The sequence below is a fragment of the Acinetobacter sp. GQ146 genome, assembly GCF_059758585.1.
In genome coordinates, this window is sequence record NZ_JCAXDV010000003.1 from 157,812 (window position 1) to 180,848 (window position 23,037).

General features: G+C 46.2%; 21 protein-coding genes and 2 tRNA genes. 15 read left to right on the forward strand and 8 right to left on the reverse strand.

What is annotated here, in order from left to right; all coding sequences use genetic code 11:
• Positions 1–136 precede the first annotated feature (136 nt).
• Positions 137–700 (forward strand): alkyl hydroperoxide reductase subunit C, encoded by a 564-nt coding sequence (gene ahpC / locus AC6CHI_RS06765; protein ID WP_498120247.1) that lies wholly within the window; start codon positions 137–139, stop codon positions 698–700.
• Between the two features lie 92 nt (positions 701–792).
• On the opposite strand, the gene ycaC is transcribed toward ahpC, so the two are convergent.
• Positions 793–1,419 carry an isochorismate family cysteine hydrolase YcaC gene (ycaC, locus tag AC6CHI_RS06770; RefSeq protein ID WP_498120249.1) on the reverse strand — a complete coding sequence of 209 codons (627 nt, stop codon included), beginning with the start codon at positions 1,417–1,419 and terminating at the stop codon, positions 793–795.
• Between the two features lie 298 nt (positions 1,420–1,717).
• On the opposite strand from ycaC, the gene AC6CHI_RS06775 reads away from it, so the two are divergent.
• The 3 genes from AC6CHI_RS06775 (at position 1,718) to AC6CHI_RS06785 (ending at position 5,184) form a co-directional block, all read left to right on the forward strand.
• Entirely contained in the window at positions 1,718–2,602 is an 885-nt protein-coding gene (locus tag AC6CHI_RS06775; protein ID WP_498120251.1) for a pirin family protein, read from the forward strand.
• Positions 2,603–3,039: 437 nt separating this feature from the next.
• Positions 3,040–4,338, forward strand: a complete 1,299-nt coding sequence (locus AC6CHI_RS06780) for an FAD-dependent oxidoreductase (RefSeq protein ID WP_458891829.1) — start codon at positions 3,040–3,042, stop codon at positions 4,336–4,338.
• Between the two features lie 6 nt (positions 4,339–4,344).
• Positions 4,345–5,184, forward strand: coding sequence for an SAM-dependent methyltransferase (locus AC6CHI_RS06785; RefSeq protein WP_498120253.1), 840 nt, complete (start codon positions 4,345–4,347; stop codon positions 5,182–5,184).
• A 54-nt stretch (positions 5,185–5,238) separates the two neighbouring features.
• Here the strand turns inward: AC6CHI_RS06785 and AC6CHI_RS06790 are convergent.
• From AC6CHI_RS06790 to AC6CHI_RS06800, 3 genes are all read right to left on the reverse strand, one after another.
• Positions 5,239–5,314, reverse strand: a tRNA-Thr gene (locus AC6CHI_RS06790).
• A gap of 126 nt (positions 5,315–5,440) precedes the next feature.
• Positions 5,441–5,767 (reverse strand): gamma-glutamylcyclotransferase family protein, encoded by a 327-nt coding sequence (locus tag AC6CHI_RS06795; protein ID WP_458891827.1) that lies wholly within the window; start codon positions 5,765–5,767, stop codon positions 5,441–5,443.
• A gap of 11 nt (positions 5,768–5,778) precedes the next feature.
• A complete protein-coding gene (locus tag AC6CHI_RS06800) occupies positions 5,779–7,050 on the reverse strand; it encodes an MFS transporter (protein WP_498120255.1) in 1,272 nt (423 codons plus the stop codon).
• Positions 7,051–7,171: 121 nt separating this feature from the next.
• Here AC6CHI_RS06800 and AC6CHI_RS06805 point away from each other — a divergent pair, with 121 nt between their 5' ends.
• Positions 7,172–8,074, forward strand: a complete 903-nt coding sequence (locus AC6CHI_RS06805) for a LysR family transcriptional regulator (protein WP_498120545.1) — start codon at positions 7,172–7,174, stop codon at positions 8,072–8,074.
• Between the two features lie 174 nt (positions 8,075–8,248).
• Positions 8,249–8,716 (forward strand): surface-adhesin E family protein, encoded by a 468-nt coding sequence (locus tag AC6CHI_RS06810; RefSeq protein ID WP_498120256.1) that lies wholly within the window; start codon positions 8,249–8,251, stop codon positions 8,714–8,716.
• A gap of 25 nt (positions 8,717–8,741) precedes the next feature.
• On the opposite strand, the gene AC6CHI_RS06815 is transcribed toward AC6CHI_RS06810, so the two are convergent.
• Positions 8,742–9,623: a LysR family transcriptional regulator gene (locus tag AC6CHI_RS06815; RefSeq protein ID WP_458891824.1), complete on the reverse strand. Its 882-nt coding sequence runs from the start codon at positions 9,621–9,623 to the stop codon at positions 8,742–8,744.
• A 169-nt stretch (positions 9,624–9,792) separates the two neighbouring features.
• Between AC6CHI_RS06815 and AC6CHI_RS06820 the strand changes: the two genes are divergently transcribed.
• From AC6CHI_RS06820 to AC6CHI_RS06845, 6 genes are all read left to right on the forward strand, one after another.
• On the forward strand, positions 9,793–11,310 hold the full coding sequence (locus tag AC6CHI_RS06820) for a CoA-acylating methylmalonate-semialdehyde dehydrogenase (protein WP_498120258.1): 1,518 nt from the start codon (positions 9,793–9,795) through the stop codon (positions 11,308–11,310).
• A 12-nt stretch (positions 11,311–11,322) separates the two neighbouring features.
• The gene (mmsB, locus tag AC6CHI_RS06825; RefSeq protein ID WP_498120260.1) at positions 11,323–12,216 is read left to right on the forward strand and encodes a 3-hydroxyisobutyrate dehydrogenase; all 894 of its coding nucleotides are present in this window, start codon (positions 11,323–11,325) and stop codon (positions 12,214–12,216) included.
• Positions 12,217–12,294: 78 nt separating this feature from the next.
• Positions 12,295–13,953: an AMP-binding protein gene (locus tag AC6CHI_RS06830; protein ID WP_498120262.1), complete on the forward strand. Its 1,659-nt coding sequence runs from the start codon at positions 12,295–12,297 to the stop codon at positions 13,951–13,953.
• Between the two features lie 119 nt (positions 13,954–14,072).
• Positions 14,073–15,197 carry an acyl-CoA dehydrogenase family protein gene (locus AC6CHI_RS06835; protein WP_458891971.1) on the forward strand — a complete coding sequence of 375 codons (1,125 nt, stop codon included), beginning with the start codon at positions 14,073–14,075 and terminating at the stop codon, positions 15,195–15,197.
• 106 nt (positions 15,198–15,303) lie between these two features.
• Entirely contained in the window at positions 15,304–16,107 is an 804-nt protein-coding gene (locus AC6CHI_RS06840; protein ID WP_498120264.1) for an enoyl-CoA hydratase, read from the forward strand.
• Positions 16,108–16,116: 9 nt separating this feature from the next.
• Positions 16,117–17,181, forward strand: a complete 1,065-nt coding sequence (locus AC6CHI_RS06845; RefSeq protein ID WP_498120547.1) for an enoyl-CoA hydratase/isomerase family protein — start codon at positions 16,117–16,119, stop codon at positions 17,179–17,181.
• A 151-nt stretch (positions 17,182–17,332) separates the two neighbouring features.
• Here AC6CHI_RS06845 and AC6CHI_RS06850 read toward each other — a convergent pair.
• Positions 17,333–17,423, reverse strand: a tRNA-Ser gene (locus tag AC6CHI_RS06850).
• Positions 17,424–17,547: 124 nt separating this feature from the next.
• Between AC6CHI_RS06850 and AC6CHI_RS06855 the strand changes: the two genes are divergently transcribed.
• Complete coding sequence (locus AC6CHI_RS06855) at positions 17,548–19,425, forward strand: potassium transporter Kup (protein ID WP_498120266.1); 1,878 nt, start codon at positions 17,548–17,550, stop codon at positions 19,423–19,425.
• A gap of 82 nt (positions 19,426–19,507) precedes the next feature.
• On the opposite strand, the gene AC6CHI_RS06860 is transcribed toward AC6CHI_RS06855, so the two are convergent.
• Positions 19,508–19,867 carry a hypothetical protein gene (locus tag AC6CHI_RS06860; RefSeq protein ID WP_498120268.1) on the reverse strand — a complete coding sequence of 120 codons (360 nt, stop codon included), beginning with the start codon at positions 19,865–19,867 and terminating at the stop codon, positions 19,508–19,510.
• Positions 19,868–20,116: 249 nt separating this feature from the next.
• Between AC6CHI_RS06860 and AC6CHI_RS06865 the strand changes: the two genes are divergently transcribed.
• Together AC6CHI_RS06865 and AC6CHI_RS06870 are read left to right on the forward strand one after the other, a co-directional pair.
• A complete protein-coding gene (locus AC6CHI_RS06865) occupies positions 20,117–21,193 on the forward strand; it encodes a DNA/RNA non-specific endonuclease (protein ID WP_498120270.1) in 1,077 nt (358 codons plus the stop codon).
• A gap of 43 nt (positions 21,194–21,236) precedes the next feature.
• Positions 21,237–21,482: a hypothetical protein gene (locus AC6CHI_RS06870; RefSeq protein WP_498120272.1), complete on the forward strand. Its 246-nt coding sequence runs from the start codon at positions 21,237–21,239 to the stop codon at positions 21,480–21,482.
• Positions 21,483–21,946: 464 nt separating this feature from the next.
• On the opposite strand, the gene AC6CHI_RS06875 is transcribed toward AC6CHI_RS06870, so the two are convergent.
• Complete coding sequence (locus tag AC6CHI_RS06875) at positions 21,947–22,948, reverse strand: AraC family transcriptional regulator (RefSeq protein WP_498120549.1); 1,002 nt, start codon at positions 22,946–22,948, stop codon at positions 21,947–21,949.
• Positions 22,949–23,037: the final 89 nt, after the last annotated feature.

Below are 23,037 nucleotides of genomic sequence, written 5' to 3' on the forward strand. Positions count from 1 at the left end.
ATTAAAGTTAATCTGAAATGTAAATCTACAAATCCGATTAAAATGATAAAAAACTACGGTTTTACCTATTTAAGAAAATTTCTTATCCTTGGTTTCAAGTTAAGCAAACACAGTCACTGAATCCGAGGAAGATTACATGAGTTTAATCAATACTGAAGTCAAACCCTTCAACGCAACGGCTTATAAAAATGGTGAATTTGTTCAAGTGTCTGAACAGAATTTTTATGGTCAATGGTCGGTTGTATTTTTCTATCCTGCCGATTTTACCTTTGTGTGTCCAACCGAATTAGGCGATTTAGCCGATCATTATGCTGAATTCCAAAACATGGGTGTAGAGATTTACTCAGTTTCGACCGATACCCATTTCACCCATAAGGCTTGGCATGACAGCTCTGAAGAAATCAAGAAAATTCAGTACAGCATGATTGGCGACCCGACTTGGGTGTTGGCGAAAAGCTTTGAGGTGCTGATTGAAGCTGAAGGTTTGGCAGATCGTGGTACGTTTGTGATTGATCCCGAAGGTAAAATTCAGATTATTGAAATTAATGCTGGCGGTGTAGGACGTGATGCGCAAGAGTTATTGCGTAAGGTCAAAGCGGCTCAGTATGTGCATGCCCACCCAGGTGAAGTGTGCCCAGCAAAATGGAAAGAAGGCGATGCGACCTTAGCACCCTCGATTGACCTGATTGGTAAAATCTAAGTCGAAACCGTTTGAATTTAAAAAATCCAGAACCGCAGTTCTGGATTTTTTTGAGTGAAACTTTCAGAGGGCGAATTTGCTGATCCTGAGCATTATTTTTGTGCGTTATTTTGATCATAACTGATCATTAAATTACGATAATCAGGAATATGATTCGAGAATAAGGTACCTAAACCTTCAATATCATTACGCCAGTCACGATGCAGTTCGCAAGCCATACCGAACCAGGTCATGAGTTGTGCGCCGGCTTGAGACATACGATCCCAAGCAGCATCACGTGTAAGGGCATTAAAAGTACCAGACGCATCGGTAATGACAAAAACTTCAAAATCCTCTTCAAGTGCTGACAGGGCTGGAAAAGCAACACAGACCTCGGTCACCACACCAGCAATAATCAGTTGCTTTTTACCCGTCGCTTTAACTGCTTGAACAAAATCTGCATTGTCCCAAGCATTGATTTGTCCTGGTCGGGCAATATAAGGCGCATCAGGGAACATGGCTTTTAATTCTGGAAGCAGCGGACCGTTAGGACCATTTTCAAAACTGGTTGTGAGAATTGTGGGTAAATTAAAATATTTGGCAGCATCAGCCAGCGCCATAACATTGTTATTAAATTTGTCGGGGGCTATGTCTCGAACCAGTGAGAGTAACCCAGTCTGATGATCTACGAGGAGTACGGCTGCATTGTCTTTTTCTAAACGAATATAGGGAGTGCCCATGTCCTTGATTCCTTGTCGGTATTATGTATGGTCTAAGCCAGCATTATTTTCAAAATCGAATTTGGCTACATCGTTGTTGTTTTGGTGAGAACAGCCCTTTGAGCTTAAGCTGTAAAGATGTTAAGGATTGTCTTGTTCTTGAACAAGTTTTGTTATATTCAGCAATTTTAAGACAACCACGGCAGCCCTATTAGATTGTATTAAAAATAGGATGGTGTATCGCATGGGCTGGCTAGGTGTATCACTTTAAAACCCTTAATATGACTGCATGTTAAATCCTAGTAATAGGAGTTTTGAAATGAAAAAAATTACAGGTGTGTACCGTAACCAAAATATGCATTGGGTCGGAGATGGTTTCCCTGTGCGAAACTTGTTTTCATATGATCGGCTTGGTCAGGCGATTAGCCCGTTCTTATTGCTGGATTATGCCGCGCCGTATGCATTCAAAGCCACCACAGCACAGCTTGGCGTGGGTTCGCATCCACACCGTGGCTTTGAAACCGTGACGCTGGCCTACCATGGGGCAGTGACGCATAAAGACTCCAGTGGCGGTGGTGGTACCATCCAAACGGGTGATGTGCAGTGGATGACGGCAGGGTCGGGCTTGGTGCATGAGGAGTTTCATTCGACTGAATTTGCTGCCCAAGGGGGGCTGTTTGAAATGGTGCAGTTGTGGGTGAATTTACCTGCAGCCGATAAAATGACTGCACCTAAATATCAGGCGATTCAAGCCGAGCAAATCCCAGTGATTCAATTTGAGCAAGATGTCGGGCATTTACGGGTGATTGCGGGTGAATACGCAGGACAGGTGGGTGCAGCATCGACCTTTAGTCCAGTCAATGTCTGGGACGGCGAGTTAAAAGCGGGGCATCAGCAAAATGTGTTTGTCCCAGTAGATCACAATACTTTGGTGGTGGTTTTGCAAGGTGAAATGCGATTGAACGGTCAGCAAAAGGTACTGGATCATTCGATTGTGCTGTTTGCACAGGATGCCGAAGCGCAAATTCAGTTAGAAGCCATTAGCGATGCCAAATTCCTGATTTTAACCGGTAAGCCTTTAAATGAGCCGATTCAGGGCTATGGGCCGTTTGTGATGAACACCAAACAGGAAATTATTCAAGCTTTTGAAGATTTCAATCAAGGCAAGTTTGGCGAGATTGCGGTTGCCGAACAGCGTTCATAAGCAATTCAGTCAAGCTAAACAGGGATTGCCCTCGCGAAAAAGAAGAAGCCCCGATCAAGATCGGGGCTTTTTGCGCTCTAAGTTTTGTTCTGGGTGACACCCATGTTGTGAATTAGATTTGCACAGTGCCCAACTTTATATAGTGTGATGAGGTTATCGTTTTTATGGGGCGTATGATACCTGTTTTTTCTTTGCTTGTAAAATAACTGGTAAAATATTGGTTAATTTAATTAACTAATTTTAAACAAAAAATAAAATATTAATAATTTAAAAAGTGAATTTGTTTAAAAAATATTCATAAAAATAAAATAAAAATAAGTCGGTAAAATTATTTTGTTAGCGAATTTTAAAAGCACGGAATCTGGCACTTTTTAATAGTCTGTTTTGTTGCCCCTTGGTACATAATTTCCTTAATGTGTAACTGACGGATAATAACTTTGGATATTGCAGTTATTGGTAGTGGCATGGCTGGGCTGGCTACCGCGAGAATACTTAAAGATGCTGGACATAACATTACAATTTTTGAAGCCTTATCAGGCCGTGGAATGGATAGTCACAGTACCGAGTTTGAGGGTGGACTCATTGATGCGCCTTTACGCGTCATGAATCCGCATTTGTGGAAAAATACCTTAAGTTTGGCGACCTATTTAGGCATTCAGACTTTCCCTGTACGTACCTATATGGCATGTAGCTGGTTGTTTGAAGATAAAACGGAAACTTGGCTGACCACAACCCGTACCCGTATTGGCAATTTCCCAATCATCAATAACCGTAAAGGCATTAAGCAATACGGTTGGCGTTTGGTCAAAGGCATGTTGCAATTGAAAACGGCCATTTCACAATTCTTTAAATCAGACAATCAAGACATTACCTTGTCTGAATTCATTAACCAGAATGATATTGAAGAAGTGTTCTGGCACGGTGCAGTGATGCCAGTGCTGTATACCATCTGTACCTGTAACCCAAAAACCATTGGTGACTGGCCGGCCAAACCGTTATTGACCTTCTTGCGTCAATTAACCGATGGCGATGCACTGTTACGGATGCAGGGCGGTACGCCAGCCTTGGTGGACAAGTTGATTCAAGGCATCGAGATTCGTAGTGGTTCTGCCATCACCCATGTGAAACAGCAAGGCGATAAAGTTCAGGTCGAAAATGCGGCGGGTGAAACCTACCAGTTTGACCGTGCGGTGATTGCGACCCCAACCAACAAAATTGATGAGTTCCTCGATCAAAATCAATTTAAAGATGATATTGATTTGTTGAAGCAATTCAAATTTGAACAAGGTCAATTGGTCATTCATACCGACACCAGCGTGATGCCACCTAAGCGCAAAGACTGGGCGGTGTTGAGCTATATGATGGACCGTAAATTTACCCGTCAGCAATTTACTGTGTGGCTAAACGCAGTAGAGCCTAGCTTGGTCGGTAAAAATCCGGTGTTCCAGACTTGGCGTCCTGTGACTGAAATTGATCCGAAAAAGATCATTTCTAGCGTGACCTTAACCCGTGCGGTGGTGAACTCTGAAACTGTGGCCTTGAATAAACAGTTACAAGAACGTCATAAGCAAGCGGACCGTAAAGTCTTCTATTGCGGTTCTTGGTCGTGTGATGGTTTACCAATTTTAGAATCAGCAGTGACTTCAGCCATGAATATTGCTGAGATTTTTGGCGCGCCATTGCCGTTTGTGGGCTTAAAGCCTAAAGTAGAGGTTGCTCCGCAACTCGGCTACTAAGCACTTATGAAATGGCTCCAACAGCTTCGCGCAGAAGTTTCCCAGCATAAATATGCCATCAATGCAAAATTATTAGGGGACAGCAGTGAACTGGCTTGGAGCAATTTGGGGTATTGGTCTGCTACAGCGCAGACCTATCCCGAAGCTTGCCGTGCCTTGGCCGATCATCTGGCACATAGCGTGCAATTAAGCACATCAGATCGTGTGCTGGATTTGGGCTGTGGGCAGGGGGCAAGCGTGCTGCATTGGCAGCAGCACTATCAGGTCAAACATATACAAGCCGTCGAACTGCAAGCCGAATGTGTACAGCGCATTCAAGCCAGATTCCCCGAACCTCAGCAGATTCATTGCCAATCTTTTTTAAATTTAAAACACATTCCGTTTGGTGACAGCTTTGATGTGGTGTTTTGCATTGATGCGGCCTATCACAGTGTTTTGAATTCATTTCTAAGCGCCGTGTCTCCAGTTTTGAATTCAAAAGGGCGTTTGGCTTTTCATTACTTAATTTTAAGTCCGAAATTTTTGAATTTAAATGCCGTGGAAAAAATACAACTGGCGCTGTTGCTCAAAGCGGCTGATGTGAATTTAAAAATGTTGCCCAATCAAGCTGAACTACAACAACAATTAGCACAAGCAGGATTTGAACACATTCAGATTCAGGATATCTCTGAAGCGGTATTGGGTGGTTTTGCCCACTATATCCAGCAGCAGACTACAGCCCAACAGCCAGTCGAGCAGGCTACGGCTTTTGATGTCATGAAAATTCGATTGACTGCAAAATTGTGCCAAAAATTAGCGGCGCAGGGGGTGGTGCAGTATGTGCAAGTGAGCGCACAGAAGAAATAAAAATGCAGGCTGAAAAACGACAAAAGCCCACTATAAATAGTGAGCTTAAGTAGATGGTGCCGGCACACGGATTCGAACTGTGGACCTACTGATTACAAGTCAGTTGCTCTACCAACTGAGCTATGCCGGCATCTTGTGCTGTGCATTTTACATTAAGTGATTTTGAATGCAAGCCAAAAAATGAACGATCGAATGTGCCAGATCATGAATTGAATTCAAGCCATGATGCATCATGCTTATTCGAATCGAAATCACGCTATTTTAGGCAGTACACCCAAGTCTGAATCTGTTCACCCGTCACCGTTAAAGTGGCTTGTACAGGGCTACGGACATAGCCTTCTCCTTCAAATTCATCCAGCACAGACCAGTGCGGGGCTAAATTGTCCGAGAAAAACACAAAGCCTTGTACGGCAGGGGCATCTTCTTTCAGGACAATGCCTGGATAGCCGAGTTCTGCACCCCAGCCTTGGGCTAGTAATTCGCCATGCACATAAGCTTCTGCCCATGTACCGCCCATGTTTTCTAAAATATGGGCATTGGGACGATTCGGCCCGAGCGTGCCATACACAAATAAACTTAACATAATAATTAGTTCTACCTTTCGCGATGAGTGAAACCAACTGAAGTGGAAGGTTGTGGGCGAACTGGAATCAGGCAGAGTCCAATCGCAGCCAGTAGCAAAGTCAGTGCCAGTAGTACGATGCCGCCCCATCCAGCGTGTAACCAGAACCATCCTCCAGCCGAACCGATAATGCTCGAACCGAGGTAGTAAAACAGTAAATATAAAGAGGTGGCATGTCCTTTATGCTCTTGGGCTGCGGCACCGACCAGACCACTACATAAGGCATGTGCAATAAAGAACCCTGTGGTGATCAGGGTGATCCCGAAAATAATGCTCCATAAACCGGGTGCCAAGGTGCAGACGATGCCAATACCCATACAGATTAAGCCGAGGATGAGCATGCTTTGCCGACCAAAACGCTGAGCTAAACCACCTGCCAGCGATGAGGACAGCATGCCCAAACTATAGGAGAGAAAAATCAGACTGATTTGGGTTTGACTCAGTAAATACGGGGCAGCATCTAGGCGGAAGGTAATGTAATTAAACAGGGTCACAAAAATACTGGTGAGCAAAAAACCCATCGCATACAGCCTTAATAATTGCCGATTTTCAAGATGTACGCGCCAAGCCTGTAAATGAAACCCGAGATTGATGCCTTTTTTTTGCACAAAATGCCGAGATGGAGGCAGCAAGGATAAAAAGCCGAATGCACAGAGCAAACACAGCACACCTAAGATGCCCATGGCCGTTTGCCAGTTGACCCATTCAATCAGCATACCCATGCCGACCCGTCCCATCATGCCGCCAAAAGCCGTACCCGCAATATACAGCCCCATGGTTTGCGCCAAGGCTTTCGGGTCCATCTCTTCGGCAATCCACGCCATAGTGACCGCGGGTACGCCACCGAGAACCAAACCTTCAAGCGCACGGGTGATTAAGAAAGTCTGCCAGTGCGGGATAAACATGGCCAAAATATTGAGGATCGCAGCACACGCCATGGAGGTGAAAATCACATTTCGCCGCCCTAGGGCTTGTGAAAAGGCACTGGATAAGACAATGGAAATGGCTAAAAACACCGTGGTTAAAGACAAGGCCAAGGCACTATTGGCTGGACTAATGGCAAAACTTTGGGTAAACGCAGGCAGTAAAGGTTGCACACAATAGATTAAGGAGAAACTGGCAAAGCCGACTAAAAAAAGTGCCAAACCTGCTCGATAATAAGTTGCAGTACCGGATTGAATCCATGTTTGATCAGGCGTTGCAACCGAATGGAATGGATCGCTAGATGAAGAAGAGCTCTGCATGTGGATTCTCGACAGCCAAACCTGTTGGCCTGATGATTAAATTACAGAATAAGCCTAGCAAGGGTATTGTTATCTTTCTAATATATTTCACTCTATAGCAATATATGTTTTATATATGAGTATTGAACTGCGTCATATCCGTTATTTTCTGACTGTGGCCGAAGAAAAGAACTTTACCCGAGCGGCACAACGCTTGTGCATGAGCCAGCCGCCACTCAGTATGCAAATCCGCGATTTGGAAGACAGTATTGGCGCAGAATTATTTCTACGCACTGCTCAAGGGGTCACATTGACCGAAGTCGGGCAGGCCTTTCTGACGGCTGTCAGCCCTTTACAGCATCAGTTGGATGATGCGATTCAATTGGCGCGTCATGTCGCCAATGGTGAAGTGGGGCAGTTACGTTTGGGATTTACTGGCACGTCTATGCTCAATCCTTTAATCCCTGAAAGTATTCGTCGCTATCAGCAGCAGTACCCCAAAGTGGGCCTAAAACTGGAAGAAGCCAACTCGCTTAAGTTGATTGACTATGTGCTGGAGGATCGCCTAGATATCGCCATTATTCGCCCCCCACGCCAGATTCACAGCAGTTTGGCCATGCAGCATTTGCTGGATGAGGCTTTGATTGCGGCACTACCGTTACGTCGAGATTTCGCCCTTGAGACGCAGCCATTTAATGTGGCCTGCCTGCGCGAGCATGAAATTATTATGTCTCCGCGCAATGTTAGTGCCGGTTTATATGATGCGATTAGCGATGCCTGCCAGAAAGCGGGTTTTGAACCCAAGATGGGTCAGAGTGCGCCACAAATTGTGTCGATCTTGTCTTTGGTAGCAGCCAATCTGGGGGTGTCTTTAGTGCCCGAATCCTCGCAACAACTGCAAATTCAGGGGGTGAAATATCGCACTTTTGCTGAGCCGGTGCCGACGGTTGGATTGGCGGTGATTTATAAGCAGCGTCTGGCGACCCAGTTGGCGATTAATTTTGCCAGCACGCTACAAATGGTCTGTCACCAAGCTGCTACCTAAGCCGCAGAGTCAGCGCAAGAGTGCCGACCAGTCAATTATTCTGTTCGAAATTGTGTGCTAGGTGATAAATAAATATTAAAATTAATTTAATTATTTCAGTATCTTAGTTATATTTTTTCTGTGTTTTACAAGCGAAAATTGCTATAATTGCCTTCTCTATCTGGGGGGATAGTCGTGGTGGTGTATCGTCTTGTTTTCGGTTTATGCAGTCTGTTGGTGGCCGCTTCTGCCTGTGCAGAGTGGAGTTTTGTGAATGCCAATTATGACCGTTCACAATATATTTATGTCGATTTTAATCGGGTCAAAGTTACTGATGTCACCACCAATGAAGTGGAATATTGGGTCAAATATCTGATTAAAAATGATAAAGAAAAAGATGGTTTAGAGCAGGGGGATTATTCTCTGGCTTTGTATCGGGTCGGCTGTGACAGTGACTTATACAGTATCCGTTCATCGGCAAATTTTAAGAAAACAGGCTCGTTGATGAGCAGCCAGAATTATGCCAACACCCAGTTACGCCCGATTATCCCGAATACAGCGGTCGATTTTACTGCGGAAATGGTGTGTCGGGTGTTACCGCAAAGTCAAAAAGCGGATCGATTGGAGCAATTGACCCGTCGCATTGCCATGGGGCATTACTAGGCTCAAAGTGGCCTGCAAGTTTCTGCTAATCCATTAAGATACTTTGTTTTAAATCGGCCTGTTTACGTAAATAATCCCAGACCAGTTTAATTCGAGGTTCGTGCTGTAAATCCACAAAGGTCAGCATCCAAAAAGTATGGGTAAAGCGGACCTCTTCAGCCAACACTTGCGCTAATTCGGGCTGATCATAAGCCAAAAACTGCGGCAGAATCGCCAAGCCTGCGCCTGCATTGACCGCAATCTGTTGCGCCAAAATACTGCTGCTACGGAAATTGGCGGTGAGTGGAATCGGCAAGCGTTCCAAGCAATACAGCTCCGCACTATAAATCAGATCGTCAATATAATTGACAAAACGATGCTGGGCGAGGTCTTGCATGTGTTGTATCGGGGCATGCTGCGCCAGATATTTTTGACTGCCGTAAATTTTCAGACAGTAATCCGTGAGTCGGGTAATGATGTAGGGACCCGATTTGGGACGATCAATCGAAATTACAATATCGGCTTCACGATGTGACAATTTAATCATCTTCGGCACAGGAATCAGGTCGATGGTCAGCAAGGGAAACTGTTGCGACAGTTCAGCCAAAAGCTGGGTCAAAAAGGCCGTACCAAAGCCTTCGGGTGCGCCAATCCGTACCCGCCCTTCGAGCGGTTGCTGCGGTTTTTCAATTTGCAAAAAGGCCTGTTCCATTTGCTCGACCCGAGGTACCAAAGCCAAACCCTCGAGCGTCAATTCATAGCCTGTGGCTTCACGCTTAAATAGTGGTGTGCCCAAAGCCAGTTCCAGCGCCTGAATTCGCCGCGCCACAGTACTGTGTTCGACTCCAATAATCCGCGCAGCATTGGTCAGCGTTTTGGCGCGGGCCAAAACCAAAAAAAACTGTAGATGATCCCAATCCACTTTCATTTTTTATTTTCCACATCCTGTGCAAAATTGCACAACCATCGTGCACCAATCTCGATTGGTGGTCAAAGTTTTCTTTGCTAGTCTGATTTGAAAATCAGAATTTGAACATACGGTTTAAGTCGTAGGGTTCAGTTGCAACACAATAAAAATGAATGCCTATGGAGAGGTTATGAATACGGTTCCAAAAATCCAATTGTCTACAGCTAAATTATTGATTAACGGTGAATTTGTTGAGTCTAAAACTCAGCAGTGGCTGGATATTGTCAATCCTGCAACCCAAGAAGTCATTGGCTTAGTGCCTTTGGCCACCCCTGAAGAAGTACAGGCTGCCATTGCTTCCGCTAAAGCGGCATTTGCCAGCTGGAGAGAGACCCCGATTCAGGCACGTATGCGTATTATGCTGAAATTACAGCAACTGATTCGCGACAATGCCAAGAAAATTGCACAGGTGTTGACGGCTGAACAAGGCAAAACCCTCGCCGATGCCGAAGGTGATATTCAGCGTGGTTTGGAAGTAGTGGAGCATGCGTGCTCAATCGGCACTTTGCAAATGGGTGAGTATACCGAAGGGGTGGCACGTGGCGTCGATACCTATACCTTACAGCAGCCTTTGGGCGTTTGTGCTGGAATTACCCCATTTAACTTCCCGGCCATGATTCCTTTGTGGATGTTCCCGATGGCAATTGTCTGCGGCAACACCTTTGTATTGAAACCGTCAGAACAAGACCCGCTCTCCACTATGATGCTGGTGGAGTTGGCGATTGAAGCTGGCATTCCAGCAGGCGTACTGAACGTGGTGCATGGGGGTAAAGAGGTGGTGGATGCACTGTGTACCCATCAAGACATCAAAGCCATTTCCTTTGTTGGTTCGACTGCGGTGGGCACGCATGTCTACAACTTGGCGGGTCAGCATGGCAAACGCGTGCAATCGATGATGGGTGCGAAAAACCATGTGGTGGTGATGCCAGATGCCAATAAAGAACAGACTTTAAATGCCATGGTCGGTGCAGCCTTCGGTGCAGCAGGGCAGCGTTGTATGGCACTTTCAGTCGCGGTGATGGTGGGGGACAGCCAACACTGGATCAAGGACTTGGTGGCCAAAGCCAAAACTTTGAGCGTGAATGCCGGGCATGAACCGAATACCGATATTGGTCCTGTGATTTCACCGCGAGCCAAAGCGCGCGTAATCGAGCTAATCAACAGCGGAGTAGAACAAGGCGCTGAATTGCTGCTGGATGGTCGTGATATTCAAGTCAAAGGCTATGAGCAGGGTAATTTTGTCGGGGCAACCATTTTTAGCCAAGTCCGCACCGATATGCGCATTTATAAAGAAGAAATCTTTGGTCCTGTACTGGTTATTCTTTGCGTGGATACTTTGGATGAAGCCATTGAACTGGTCAATGCCAATCCATTTGGCAATGGCGTGGGCTTATTTACCCAAAGTGGTGCCGTGGCGCGTACCTTCCAGAACCGTATCGATATCGGGCAGGTGGGCATCAATATTCCAATTCCTGTACCTGTACCGTTCTTTAGTTTTACCGGTTCACGTGGCTCGAAGTTAGGAGACTTGGGTCCGTATGGCAAACAGGCGGTGCAGTTCTATACGCAAACCAAAACCATTACCAGTCGCTGGTTTGAAGACAGCCAAGAGGCTGGCGAAGTGAATACCACCATCAGTTTGCGCTAAAGGAGTAGCGAGATGAAGATAGCGTTTATTGGTTTAGGCAATATGGGCGGTTCGATGGCACAGAACCTGCTCAAAGCGGGACAAACGGTTCTGGGTTATGACCTGAGTGAAAAAGCCTTACACCAGTTTGCAGAAAGTGGCGGCGTGGTGTGCGACAGCCCGCAAGCCGCCGCTGCGCAGGCCGATGTAGTGATCAGCATGCTGCCCGCCGCCAAACATGTGCGTGAGGTGTATTTGGGGGAAACCGGTATTTTGGCGGTCATGCGCGCAGGCAGTTTGTGTATAGACTCCAGTACCATTGACCCGCAAACCATTAAAGATGTGGCGGCAGAGGGATTGAAGCATCAGGTTCAGGTCTGTGATGCTCCGGTTTCTGGTGGAACCATTGGCGCCAAAGCGGGCACGCTGACCTTTATGGTGGGTGCGGATGAGGCCACCTATGAACAGGTCAAGCCTATTCTTAGTTTTATGGGTAAAAACACCGTACATTGTGGTGCTGTCGGGGCTGGGCAAATTGCCAAAATCTGCAACAACATGATTCTCGGTATTTCTATGGCCGCCGTGGCCGAAGGTATGGCACTCGGTAGCCGCTTAGGTATTGACACGCATGCCTTGGCCGGGGTGATCAATAGCTCCAGTGGCCGTTGCTGGAGTTCAGAAATTTGTAATCCGTGGCCAGATATTAGTCCGAATGCACCCGCCAGCCGGGGGTATACCGACGGTTTTGCCTCGCAACTGATGCTAAAAGATTTAGGTTTGGCCATTGAAGCTGCGAGCCAAGTCAAGCAACCTGTATTGCTCGGGGGATTGGCACAACAGCTGTATCAACAGTTGTGCTTGCAAGGTAATGCACATTTGGACTTTTCCAGCATTATCCAGCAGTACTTACCCCGCGAAGCAAATTAAACGTAAGTACGGGTCGCAATGATTGCGACCGATAAAAAACTCGTCGTGAATAAGAAGAATTGAGACTGAGGTGAAAGGATGACTTCAAATTATCAACAAGCGCAGCAAGGCTTTGATTTACAACAGGCTGCGCAACGGTTTTTATCTGGTTCAACTGAAGCGCTAAATGCGTGCTATGAGTGTTGTGATCGTCATGCCTTGCCTGGACGGATTGCCCTATTTTGGCAGGGTAAAGATGGTCGTAAGGAGCAATACACCTTTCGCGAGTTACAACAACGTGCCAGTCAATTCGCCAATTTCTTGAAAGCTCAAGGGGTGGGCAAAGGGGATCGTGTTTCGGGCTTGTTGCCACGCACTCCTGAACTCATCATCACCATTTTAGCCACATGGCGCATTGGTGCGGTCTATCAACCGCTATTTACTGCATTTGGTCCCAAAGCCATTGAGCACCGCTTAAAACTGGCGCAAAGCAAATTGGTGGTGACGGATGTGGGCAACCGCGACAAATTGCATGAGGTTGAAGACTGTCCCGCGATTGTGACCGTCACTGGTGCAAAAGGTACAGGGTTATATCAGGGCGATTATAGTTTCTGGGCGGAAGTCAACCGTCAGTCGGATCAATGTGAACTGGTGATGATGAACATCCAAGATCCGTTCTTGCTGATGTTTACTTCAGGCACGACAGGCCCTGCCAAACCGCTACAAGTTGCCTTAAAAGCCTTGATTGCTTTCGGGGGCTATATGCAGGATGCGATTGGTCTGCGTGCGGAAGATTCTTTCTGGAATATTGCGGATCCGGGTTGGGCGTATGGCTTGTATTACGGCATTACGGGGCCTTTATTGCTGGGTCATCCGACCATTTTTTACGAAGGTGCCTTTACCCCAGACAGCCTATGCCAAATTGTACAGGACTATGGGGTGAATAATCTGGCAGGCGCACCAACCGCTTATCGCATGATGATGGCTGCCGATCAAAAGCAAATGGCGAAATTACGGGGCAAGCTGCGTGTGGTTAGCAGCGCAGGTGAACCATTGAACCCAGAAGTGTTCCGCTGGTTCAAGCAAGTATTAGATGCTCCAATTTATGACCATTATGGTCAGACCGAAGTGGGGATGGTGGTGTGTAACCATCATGCACTAGAGCACCCTGTGCGCGCAGGTTCGGCAGGCTTTGCCAGCCCGGGCTACCGTGTGGTGGCGGTAGATGAACAAGGCAATGAACTCGCTGCTGACACCCCGGGAATTTTAGCCGTTGACATCAGCCAGTCGCCGATGATGTGGTTTGCTGGCTATGAAGAAAGTCGTAAGTCACCGTTTTTGGGGCATTACTATTTAACAGGCGATACCGCGGAAATTCATGCGGATGGCAGTATGAGCTTTGTTGGGCGCAGTGATGATGTGATTACCACCTCAGGCTATCGCGTCGGCCCATTCGATGTGGAAAGTGCCTTGCTAGAACATGATGCAGTGATTGAAGCTGCGGTGATTGGTGTGCCTGATCCAGAGCGGACTGAAGTGATTAAAGCCTTTGTGATTTTATCGGGTGAAAGTACTGCTAGTGCTGAACTGGAAAATGAACTGAGCCAGTTTGTGAAAAAGCGTTTATCGGCGCATGCCTATCCACGATTAATCGAGTTCGTGAGCGAACTGCCAAAAACCCCAAGTGGAAAAATTCAACGTTTTTTACTGCGTAATCAGGAAATTGCCAAACAGCAAACCGCAGCAGTCGCAAGTTAAGACATTGTAAGGAAAGGATTATGCAATTTACTGAAGAACAAGTCCGCATGCAGGACATGGCGAAAAATTTTGATCAAGAACAGATGAACGCGAAGGCCAGTGAGTGGGATCGACAAGGGATGTTTTTTGAAGAACAAGTCCTGATTCAGGATATGGCCAAAAGCTTTGCGCAAGAACAGATTAAACCGAATGCTGCTGAGTGGGATCGACATGGCATCTTTCCCGCAGATGCCTTACAGCAAATGGGACAGTTGGGCTTTATGGGCATGTTGGTGCCAGAAGAGTGGGGTGGTTCAGCCACTGGTAATTTGGCTTATGTACTGGCACTGGAAGAAATTGCTGCCGCGGACGGTGCCACTTCGGCCATTATGAGTGTACACAATTCTGTGGGCTGTGTGCCGATTCTGAAATTTGGCACCGAGGAGCAAAAGCAACAATTTCTGGTGCCTTTAGCCAAGGGTGAAATGATCGGTGCATTTGCCTTAACCGAACCACATACCGGTTCCGATGCCGCAGCGATTAAAACCCGCGCGGTGAAAGATGGGGATGATTACATTCTTAATGGCGCCAAACAGTTTATTACCTCGGGACATAATGCGGGCGTGATTATCGTGTTTGCTGTGACCGACCCAGCTGCGGGTAAAAAAGGCATGAGTGCGTTTTTGGTGCCGCGCAATACCCCAGGTTATGAGGTGATTCGAGTCGAGGAAAAACTGGGTTTACATGCCTCCGACACCTGTCAAATTGCCCTAACTGATGTGCGTTTACACAAAAGTATGCTGTTGGGTAAAGAAGGAGAGGGTTTAAAAATTGCCTTATCCAATTTAGAGGGTGGACGCATTGGGATTGCTGCTCAGGCGGTCGGTTTAGCCAGAGCGGCTTTAGAAGAAGCAACGCGTTACGCCAAGGAGCGCGTGGCATTTGGTAAGCCGATTTTTGAGCAACAAGCGGTGTCATTCCGCTTAGCCAGTATGGCCACTGAAATTGCCGCGGCGCGCCAGTTGGTGCATCACGCTGCACGATTAAAAGAAGCAGGACAGCCCTGTTTAACTGAAGCTTCGATGGCAAAGCTATTTGCCTCGGAAATGACCGAGCGCGTCTGCTCCAACGCCTTACAGATTTTTGGCGGTTATGGCTATCTCAAAGATTTCCCCATCGAGCGCATTTATCGCGATGCCCGAATTTGCCAGATTTATGAAGGTACCAGTGACATTCAGCGTTTAGTCATCGCACGTAGTTTATAAAGATAGATCGAGATAATTCGACTGCTGCACAGGCAACGCTCAACAGATGGATATGAAATCAGCAGCTGGCCTGTGCCGAGCATCGACAGAATAAAAGGATAAAATCATGCAGTGGGGAAAAACCTTTATTGAAGAACAACAATGGGAAACCATTTTGGTAGAGAAGCGTAATGGGGTGGGGCTGATTACTTTAAATCGCCCGAAAGCTTTAAATGCCTTAAATAGCCAATTGATTGCTGAAATTAACCATGCTCTGGATCAGTTTGAGCGTGATCGTGAAGTGGGCTGTATGGTGTTGGCCGGTTCAGAAAAAGCCTTTGCCGCGGGTGCCGATATTAAAGAAATGGCAGATTTGAATTTCCCCAACATCTATTTCGATGATTTTTTCCATTTGGCAGATCGGATTGCCCAGCGCCGTAAACCTTTGATTGCCGCAGTCAGTGGTTATGCCCTCGGGGGAGGCTGTGAGTTGGCCTTGATGTGCGATTTTATCTACTGCGCGGACAATGCCAAATTTGGTTTGCCTGAGGTGACGTTAGGCGTGATCCCCGGCATTGGTGGAACCCAGCGTTTAACTCTGGCCATCGGTAAAGCCAAAGCCATGGAAATGTGTTTAACCGCACGTCAAATGGATGCCGTGGAGGCAGAGCAAAGTGGTTTGGTGGCACGCGTGTTACCAAAAGAACAACTGCTGGACTATACCTTGCAGGCGGCAGAAAAAATTGCTGAACGCTCACTCACCGCCACCATGATGATTAAAGAAACCATTAATCGTGCTTTTGAAGTGAGTTTGAGTGAGGGATTACGCTTTGAACGTCGTACTTTCCATTCCATCTTTGCAACAGCTGACCAGAAAGAAGGCATGCATGCCTTTATTGAAAAACGCCCTGCACAATTTAACCAACAATAAGCATGGATTCTGAGTATGGAAAATAATTTACAGATTAGCATCCAAGGACATTTAGGGGTGATTACCCTCGACCGAGCTTCACATCTCAATGCATTGTCCTTGGCCATGATTCACGGCATGACTCAGCAACTGGAACTGTGGCGCGAGGATCCTCAGGTTCAAGCGGTTCTGATTAACTCGAATAGCCCTAAAGCCTTCTGTGCAGGCGGTGATATTCGTTATTTATACGATAGCTATCACAATGGCAATCACAACTATCAAGACTATTTTGCCGATGAATATCACATGCTCAACAGTCTGCGCCAGTATCCTAAACCTGTATTGGTGTTTTTGGATGGCTATGTCTTGGGTGGGGGATTCGGTTTGGCACAAGCCTGCCATATTATTGTCAGCAGTGAAAAATCACGGTTTGCCATGCCTGAAACAGCCATTGGCTTTTTCCCCGATGTCGGGGCAACCCATTTCTTGTCCCGCTTAGATGATCTTGGGGTGTACATGGCGGTGACCGGTGAGCAGATCAGCAGTAGTGATGCCTTGCATTTAGACTTAATTGATTACTTGGTGGCAAGTGAGCAGTTGGCACAATTGCAAACCGAATTGGCTCAGGCCCCTGTGTTAAATCAGCAGCTCATTGAGCAGTGTATTGCGCGCTATTTAGTAGATCCTGCACCGAGTGAACTGAGGCCGTATGAAGACGCCATTCGACAGCACTTTTCTCATAGCGAATTAGCGCAGATTGAAGACAGTCTGGCGAATACAACTGATAGTGAAAATATGGCTTGGGCCGAGAAGATCTTAGCTATTTTACAGCAGCGTTCCTTGCTGGCAAAGCAGATCAGTCTGAAGCTACAGCATGTGGGGCGCGGTTTGTCTTTAGAGCAATGTATGCAGCTTGAACGGGATTTACAGAATATTTGGTTTGAACAAGGTGACATGATAGAAGGCGTACGTGCCTTACTGATTGATAAGGACAAACAGCCCAAATGGCAAACTGAAAATCCTGAACTGATGCACATGTTTGAAAAGTTATTACCGGCTTCTCGGCAGCAAAAGCAGATCAGCGTGTCGGTTTAATCAGTGCATTATTTAGCAAGCTTGTGATTGAATCCCCCAGTCTCTGGGGGATTTTTTATTAGGGCATGTCCTATTTTAGACAACAAAAAAGGCTTAAACCCTTTGGATTTAAACCTTTTTGTTCATCATGTGGCTACATGATTATGAATCTTGGCGGTGAGAGAGGGATTCGAACCCTCGAAACGCTATAAACGTTTACACACTTTCCAGGCGTGCTCCTTCAGCCACTCGGACACCTCACCATTGGAGCGCGATAATAGCCAAAAAAAGACAGTCTGCCAAGTCAGAAACAATTGATTTGAAGAAAAAGATTTTTCTTAATGATACTATTGCACAAAAATACTGTTCCATTTTTAAAGGCAACATATGCAAAGTTCTGCAAAAAAAGCCGCATTGCCTGCAATTACTTTAGCAGCATTAGGGGTTGTGTTTGGAGATATCGGAACCAGTCCACTCTATGCATTGAAAGAATCTTTCCATGCAGCGCATGGCTTGGGGATTAACCCTGCTAACGTATTGGGCATTTTGTCGATTATTTTTTGGACCATGACCATGGTCATTACCATTAAATATGTCGCAATTGTGATGCGTGCAGATAACAATGGCGAGGGCGGAATCATGGCGCTACTCGCATTGAACTTACGCAATACCAAATTGAGTGATCGTAAAAAATTGCTCATGATCGCTGTTGGTTTTATCGGGGCTTCGCTGTTTTTCGGCGATGGCATTATTACGCCAGCAATCTCAGTATTGTCTGCCGTAGAAGGGCTTTCAATTGCCACAGATGCTTTAGACCCTTATATCGTGCCCATTGCAATTGGCATTGTGACGACACTGTTTATCATGCAAAAGCATGGTACAGCCTTTGTTGGTAAATTTTTTGGCCCGATCACCTTGTTGTGGTTCTTTTCCCTCGGCATATTGGGAATTTCCAGCATCATTCAAACGCCTTTAGTGTTGGGAATGTTTAGCCCACATTGGGCCATTCAGTTTATTATGAATCATCCATTGATGACTTTCTTCATTATGGGTGCTGTGGTACTGACGGTTACGGGGGGAGAAGCCTTGTATGCGGACATGGGACATTTTGGTCCTGTGCCAATCCGTCTGGCGTGGTTTTTCGTGGTATTACCATGTTTATTGCTGAACTATGCTGGGCAAGGGGCATTATTGCTGCGTGACCCGAATGCGATTGAAAATCCATTTTATTTATTGGTGCCCGAATGGGGCCTCTATCCAATGATTTTCTTGGCGACCATGGCGGCAGTTATTGCATCACAAGCCGTGATTTCAGGGGTTTTCTCTCTGACTCGTCAGGCCATTCAATTGGGTTATTTGCCGCGTTTAAACATTAAACACACCTCAGATTCGGAACAGGGACAGATTTATGTGCCGTTGCTGAACTGGGTGTTGTTGGCCTCGATTATTATCCTGATTTTGATTTTCCAGACCAGCTCGCAATTGTCACATGCCTATGGTTTGGCCGTCACTATGACGATGTTCTGCGATACCTTGCTGATCGCCATTTTCATTCGTTCGACTTGGAAGTGGAGCTGGCCAAAGCTGATGTTACTGATTATTCCATTCCTGACATTAGACTTGGTCTTGGTAGGCGCCACCTCTCTGAAAGTCTTCTCGGGCGGATGGGTGCCGTTACTGATTGGTAGTATTGCCTTCCTGTTGTTAATGACTTGGAAACAAGGCCGCGAACTCACCTTTGCCAAACTCCAGCAAGATACGTTGCCACTGGATTTATTTGTGCAAAGTATTGGTGAAGAAGCCAACTGGGTTGAAGGCGAAGCGGTATTCCTGACGGGTACACCTACGGTGGTTCCGCATGCCATGTTGCATAACATGAAGCACAATAAAGTTTTGCATCAGAAAAATATTATTTTGACGGTGAAAATCCAAGATGTGCCTTATGTCGGTGCTCAAGAACGGTTCCACGTGGAAACATTGAACTCGCATTTTTATCGGGTAGAGTTGTATTACGGCTTTAAAGATGAGATGAATATTCCTCAAGCGCTGCAAGGGGTATATCAAGCCTTAGCCTTAGAATACAATCTAATGCAAATCAGTTTCTTCGTTTCGCGTGAACGGATTATCAGTACCGTGGGCGAAGGCATGACGCCGTGGCGAGAAAAACTGTTCATTTCTATGCAACGGAATACCAGTCCAGTTAGCGATTTCTATAAAATTCCGCCTAACCGTGTGGTGGAGCTGGGCAGCCAAATTGAAATCTAGCCCGATCTAGAGCAATCAATAAAAAAACCAAGGCATCGACCTTGGTTTTTTGCTTTCAGTCAGCCCAAAGCTCACTAAGCTGTTATTGTTGCATCGGGACAGGTGGCGTATTTGCTGGTGTGAGCTGTTGCTCAGGCATGGCCTGTATTTCAGGATTGTGCCCAGTATCTGCCATAGAGCTGTCTGTCGGGTTAGCTTGGCTTGCTGAAGCGTCTAACCCAGTTGTAGCAGCAGGCATGGAGGCTACAGCAGCGTCAATCACACGGACTTTGCCAGAGTCGACCAATGCTTGAATAGAGCCTGGTTGGCCATTAATAGTGGTACTCATTTTGGCTTTAGATAAACTCTCTAGGGTTTCACCGGCTTGTACCGCAGGCTCAGCCAAAGCAGTGGCACTGATTGTACCCAACATCAGCCCGCAGGCGATCATTTTTACAGACATTTTAACTCCGTCTTTTATTTTTGCCATTTCAGTGGGCTTACCTTGGCATAAACAAAATAGAGATGACAGATGAAACTACCGAATTGCATCGAGAAGTCCGCTAAAATTCAGCAAAAACAAGACAATCTGTTACAACTGGTCTGAGGTTGTTGCAATTTTGTTGAATTGTTAAACGATCAAGCGCAAGGAGATATACTTCTACGGAGGGGCTTTGTTAAGCTCGCGCAAAATTAGTAGTTTTATAAAGCAATGGCAAGTAAGAAACGTAGTTCCAAGCAATCCTTTCCTTGGTTTTTTAATCAGCATAGTTCAAAAGTTGTGTTGGGGGTGGTTGCAGCAGGCAGTTTTGCCATTGCCTTTGGGCAGGAGCGGATTAGTCAGTTCCTGTCTTTACCGAGCGCCTCAAATTCAGCCTGTCTGGATCAGTTTTACCGTGATATCCCGCCGTATTTAAGCAAGCAAAGTCTGCAAAAGCAGAGTTATGCCTTATGTTTTAATGGGTTTAATGTCATGTATTCCGGCGTGTCTAAAACGCCACTTTGGGTGGCGGAAGCTTTAACGCCACAACGTTTAAGTCAAAAAATTCCGCGTGAAGATAGCTTTCATGAAGAATCGCGTATCCCTGAGCAATATCGTGCGACCTTGTCTGATTATCGTGGCTCAGGTTATGACCGCGGGCATATGGCACCCAATGCCGATATGCCGAATAAAGCCTCACAGTTTGACAGTTTTTCGCTCGCCAATATGGTGCCACAAGCGCCCAAAAATAATCAGGAAGTCTGGCGTAAACTGGAAGAAGCCACTCGCGCAATTGTGACCAAACATCAGACCGATGTGTATGTGGTCACGGGTCCGACTTTTACCAGCAAAACCTTAAAAGTGATCGGGCAGGGGGTCATGGTTCCGACGGCGGTTTATAAAGCGGTCTATATTCCGAAAACAGGTGCGATCGGGGTTTACTATGCCCCGAATAACAATTCGCAACAGGTGAAGATTGTGAGTGTGTGCTATTTGGAAGAGCAAATAGGTGTGAACTTATTTCCGCAACTGACCGAAGAGCAAAAACGCAATACCTATCAATTGCCTTTGACGGCCAATGCCGTGAAAGCCAAGCAAGCGATTGCCTATTCGCATTGGGATGCTGAAAGTCAGTGTGCTGAAGACCTTTCCCCAGAGCAAATTAAAGCGGCGCAGCAAAGCTTTAGTTCAGGTCAGAGTAAAGCCTCGCACAGTCCAAGTCCAAGCCTTGATGCAGAAACCCAAGATGCAATTGTGAAACAGTTGATTGAGTCTTTATTGCAGTATATGTTGCAGTTAGTGAAATAAATTTTTATGCGTCAAAGCATGATATCGGGTACGGAGGTGGCACATGTTTAAACCATTTGAAAATGACACGGCCTCGCATGCTATTCATGATTTAACTTTGGAAAATCAGCTGGATCGCATCAATATTTACGGAAATCTGCAAATTGGCAAAGATCAGGCCGGTTTAGCTGCAGCCAAAGTGTTACAGGCATATCTGAATGCAATTGTCGTAACCTTAGAAGCTACGCCTGACTTGCCTGCGCTCATTGAGCCGCATGCCGCTCAGGAAGTGGAAAATCCCTTTTTATAAGCATATCGCTGCAAGCTGTATCGACCGAGCAAAGGTGAAGCTGATTTAAGTCCCGAGTTACGGTTTTCTGTTGCCCAATAAATGTATACAGCAGACTCCCGATGACGGCACCGCGCATTGGCTATCCAGAATAACCCTAGCACACACATCGCTGCAGTTTTTGCACACAGCGCGACTCCTGTACTTACGCGCAGGATTGACCGAGGTATTGGGAATGGGTATACGCATCCAGCGAATCAGGCTGAGAGTCAGACCCATCGCAATCGGTGCAACGCTTACAAGGCGCGCGCTTGTCGGTCACACCCAGAATGACCATGAGAAAAAAGCACTCCAGCTCAGCCCCATATTTTTATTAAGGCTGATTTCTTTGTTTTGATGGATCACGGTTTATCTTTCGCGTGAAATAAAAGGTGACTCAAGGCAAAGAGGATAGAAATTTAAGCGGACTTTTTAAGCGGTGCTCTTTATTGCAGATATATTTTACGAAACTGCTGTGGCGTTTGTCCTGTCCATAATTTGAAAGCGCGCTGAAAGGCACTTTGTTCAGAGTAGCTCAGCAGCAAGGCAATTTGCTGTAGGCTGAGGTGCGGATCCCGTAAATATTGTTCTGCCAGCATTTGCCGGACTTGTTGCGTCCGCTGCTGATAACTGGTGCCCTGCGCTTGTAAATAACGCTGTAATTGCCGCACAGAAATATTTAATTGCTGGGCAATCACCTCAATTTGATACAGATTTTTTTGTAAGCCCGCCAAAATGGCTTGTTGTAAACGCTGATCCAGCTGAGTCGAGTGTGGCAACTGATTCAGTAATGCCTCAGCCTGCTGCATCAGTAATTGTTGCAGGGTCTGGTCGGCTTGTAGTAATGGTTTTTGTAGTTCCTCAAGCGGCAACAGCACTTGCGCAGTCGCCTGCGAAAAACGTACCTTACAGTGAAAAAACTGTTCATATTGCCGACTATTTTTAGGGGCGGTATGGCGAAAATGGACTTCATGTAGCTGAATCGGATGTTTCGCCATGTTTCGGTTCAAGAACTGGACCATCAGTGCGATGGCAATTTCATCGGTTAACTGGCTACTCAGCTGAGGCGGAATTTCCCCCCAACGAATCGCAAGGTAGTCAGTAGTCTGTTCGACTTGCAGCGGCATGCCATCATATATGAGTCGATGAAAATCATAATAGCGATTTAAAGCTTCTCCTAAGGTTTCACAGGCGAGGGCAATATAGGCCAATATGCCCAGATGTTTGCTTTCTACATAGGTTGAGATTTCCAGCCCCAACGCAGGATGAGGCAGTTGCTGCTGTAATTCGGTTAAGAGTTGATGCCAGATACGATAGTCAAAACGTTCCAGATTTTGAACCTTTGCCAATTGAGCGGAAATATTCAGTCCCTGCGCTTGGCAGTAGCTATAAAGTAGGTGTCCGAGTCCACCGTAGACTGAGCCCATATAGTCATTGAGAGGTTGCATCATTTGTTTTTATTGTCGTAATTTGTCAATATTAAGCGCGTGGATGGTCAATATTTATCATATTCAGTTTTCTATATTCAAGTCATGAA

Bases quoted from the DNA above. Each gene is read 5' to 3' on its own strand.
- ahpC (WP_498120247.1), top strand. From the start codon at position 137: ATGAGTTTAATCAATACTGAAGTCAAACCCTTCAACGCAACGGCTTAT.
- ycaC (WP_498120249.1), bottom strand. From the start codon at position 1,419: ATGGGCACTCCCTATATTCGTTTAGAAAAAGACAATGCAGCCGTACTC.
- AC6CHI_RS06775 (WP_498120251.1), top strand. From the start codon at position 1,718: ATGAAAAAAATTACAGGTGTGTACCGTAACCAAAATATGCATTGGGTC.
- AC6CHI_RS06785 (WP_498120253.1), top strand. From the start codon at position 4,345: ATGAAATGGCTCCAACAGCTTCGCGCAGAAGTTTCCCAGCATAAATAT.
- AC6CHI_RS06795 (WP_458891827.1), bottom strand. From the start codon at position 5,767: ATGTTAAGTTTATTTGTGTATGGCACGCTCGGGCCGAATCGTCCCAAT.
- AC6CHI_RS06800 (WP_498120255.1), bottom strand. From the start codon at position 7,050: ATGCAGAGCTCTTCTTCATCTAGCGATCCATTCCATTCGGTTGCAACG.
- AC6CHI_RS06815 (WP_458891824.1), bottom strand. From the start codon at position 9,623: ATGAAAGTGGATTGGGATCATCTACAGTTTTTTTTGGTTTTGGCCCGC.
- AC6CHI_RS06820 (WP_498120258.1), top strand. From the start codon at position 9,793: ATGAATACGGTTCCAAAAATCCAATTGTCTACAGCTAAATTATTGATT.
- mmsB (WP_498120260.1), top strand. From the start codon at position 11,323: ATGAAGATAGCGTTTATTGGTTTAGGCAATATGGGCGGTTCGATGGCA.
- AC6CHI_RS06830 (WP_498120262.1), top strand. From the start codon at position 12,295: ATGACTTCAAATTATCAACAAGCGCAGCAAGGCTTTGATTTACAACAG.
- AC6CHI_RS06835 (WP_458891971.1), top strand. From the start codon at position 14,073: ATGTTTTTTGAAGAACAAGTCCTGATTCAGGATATGGCCAAAAGCTTT.
- AC6CHI_RS06840 (WP_498120264.1), top strand. From the start codon at position 15,304: ATGCAGTGGGGAAAAACCTTTATTGAAGAACAACAATGGGAAACCATT.
- AC6CHI_RS06855 (WP_498120266.1), top strand. From the start codon at position 17,548: ATGCAAAGTTCTGCAAAAAAAGCCGCATTGCCTGCAATTACTTTAGCA.
- AC6CHI_RS06860 (WP_498120268.1), bottom strand. From the start codon at position 19,867: ATGTCTGTAAAAATGATCGCCTGCGGGCTGATGTTGGGTACAATCAGT.
- AC6CHI_RS06865 (WP_498120270.1), top strand. From the start codon at position 20,117: ATGGCAAGTAAGAAACGTAGTTCCAAGCAATCCTTTCCTTGGTTTTTT.
- AC6CHI_RS06870 (WP_498120272.1), top strand. From the start codon at position 21,237: ATGTTTAAACCATTTGAAAATGACACGGCCTCGCATGCTATTCATGAT.
- AC6CHI_RS06875 (WP_498120549.1), bottom strand. From the start codon at position 22,948: ATGCAACCTCTCAATGACTATATGGGCTCAGTCTACGGTGGACTCGGA.